The 1,367-nt window shown below is 33.1% G+C and carries 1 protein-coding gene; it reads right to left on the reverse strand.

Annotated elements, in window-relative coordinates:
* Positions 1-197 precede the first annotated feature (197 nt).
* Positions 198-1,058 carry a DegV family protein gene (locus tag KI369_RS27805; protein ID WP_000538272.1) on the reverse strand — a complete coding sequence of 287 codons (861 nt, stop codon included), beginning with the start codon at positions 1,056-1,058 and terminating at the stop codon, positions 198-200.
* Positions 1,059-1,367 lie beyond the last annotated feature (309 nt).

The raw sequence follows: 1,367 nt of genomic DNA on the forward strand, positions 1-1,367 counted from the left end.
ACATATAAAGTGAAACTTTAATCAGTGGGGGTTTTGTTCATCCCCCACTAATTATTAGTTGAACCAATCGGACTTTTACGGACAGTTGATCCCCCACCTAACTTCTTTGCTTCCGCTGAATTTTGAGGTGGGGGTCTTACTGCCCGTTAAAGTGGGATAAATTAGATTAAAAAAGGATTGATCAAATGATCAATCCTTTACTCTACTTCATTTAAGAAAAACAACGTTATAACTCCAGGTCCTGTATGTGCTCCGATTGCTGCACCAATTGTATTTACGATAAATACTTCACAGCCAAATCTTTCTGTAATTAATGCTTTTAATGCTTCAGCTGTTTCTAAATCGTCACCGTGAGTTATACCGATTGTTTGACCTTTAAGTTCTTTTCCACGCTCTTCCATTATATCGACAATGCGGCCAAGTACTTTCTTTTTCCCTCTTACCTTTTCAAGTGGTACAAGTTTTCCTTCTTCCACGTTTAAGATCGGTTTAATGTTTAGTAAACCACCGATAAATCCTGCGACTTTACTTAAACGTCCACCTCTCACTAAGTACTGTAAGTCAGCTACCGTGAAGATATGTTCCATATGGTTCATTAGAAAATCAACACGCTTTAAAATATCTTCTTTTGATGCACCGTCTTTCGCCATTTTAGCAGCTTCTAATACGACAAGCCCTTGACCAAGCGAAGCACATTTCGTATCAATAATTTCTAAATCTAAGTTAGCATATGTTTCTTTTACTTCCTCTTTAATGAGAACTGATGATTGATATGTACCAGACAGTTCAGATGAAAAAGCCAAATATATACAAGGATTACCTTCTTTTGCATAAGAAACAAATTTTTCTTGGAAAGTTTCAAGGGAAGGCAATGAAGTTCTATAAACAGCGCCTTCTCTCATTTTTTGCAATAATGTAACTGACTCTAATGTAACTCCATCTAAATACTCTGTTTCTGCTTCATCATAAACACGGAGTGGAATTAAATCAATATCATATGCTTGCAGCAATTCTACCGGTAAATCCGCCGCACTATCCGTAATGATTTTAACACCCATTTTTAAACCTCTATTCTGTTATAAATATAAAATAATAAAATAAAAATAGTACTTTTAAATTATATACGTAAAACTTAAATGAAGAAAGGAAAACACTTTATATTGTATGCACTATTCTTCAAAACTTGAACAGTTAATACAAATGATTCTATTTTAAACACCTATTTTAATTCTTTATCTTAATATAATCTTTTCAAATTCATACTGTTTAAAATATAAAAGCCAAATCCAATAATGGAAATGGCTTTTATATTTTCATAAAATCACATTGCTCTCATTATTATTTTGGCGATGTTAAATATTAGTCCA

Source organism: Bacillus sanguinis (assembly GCF_018332475.1).
GTDB lineage: Bacteria > Bacillota > Bacilli > Bacillales > Bacillaceae_G > Bacillus_A > Bacillus_A sanguinis.

What these genes read in the sequence shown, in the direction of transcription:
- KI369_RS27805 (WP_000538272.1), bottom strand. Translation starts at nt 1,058, where the DNA reads ATGGGTGTTAAAATCATTACGGATAGTGCGGCGGATTTACCGGTAGAA.